Origin of the sequence: Bacillus cereus group sp. N21 (assembly GCF_016483395.1) — a bacterium.
Lineage (GTDB): Bacteria > Bacillota > Bacilli > Bacillales > Bacillaceae_G > Bacillus_A > Bacillus_A pseudomycoides.
Genome location: NZ_JAEHBX010000254.1, coordinates 1 through 403, shown reverse-complemented (window position 1 = coordinate 403; position 403 = coordinate 1). Strand labels below are relative to the sequence as shown.

The window sequence follows — 403 nt, the reverse complement described above, 5'->3', positions numbered from 1 at the left end:
TCTACTTTATCACCATTTACTGCTAAAACCTCTTGATTATTATACTTAAGATTTGCTATACCAGTATCAATGCCACTTGCATTTTTTGTTGCACCAGCTGAATTACCTGTTTTTGTTTCCGCAAAGGAAATAGATGAATAACTAATAGTGCTTAAACTAACTAATAAACATGCTAATAATTTGATTCCTTTAACACTTTTTTTAATTTTCAAAAAATTCATTCCCTTCTTTTTTTCGTATTAAGGTATGATAATTGTTTATAAATAATTGCTGAACAATGAACTTACATTACTGCTTTTAAAAGCTCTTGTACGAATGGAAGTAATCCACCGATAAATTTTAAAACTGCCGTTGCGATTGCCATATGATTTCACCTCCTCTCATCTGGACCTTGATTCATCTT

The 403-nt window shown here is 30.5% G+C and carries 1 pseudogene; it reads right to left on the bottom strand.

The features are described 5' to 3' along the window. A pseudogene (locus JDS96_RS30735) lies at positions 1–221 on the bottom strand (alveolysin); the annotation flags it as partial. Positions 222–403 lie beyond the last annotated feature (182 nt).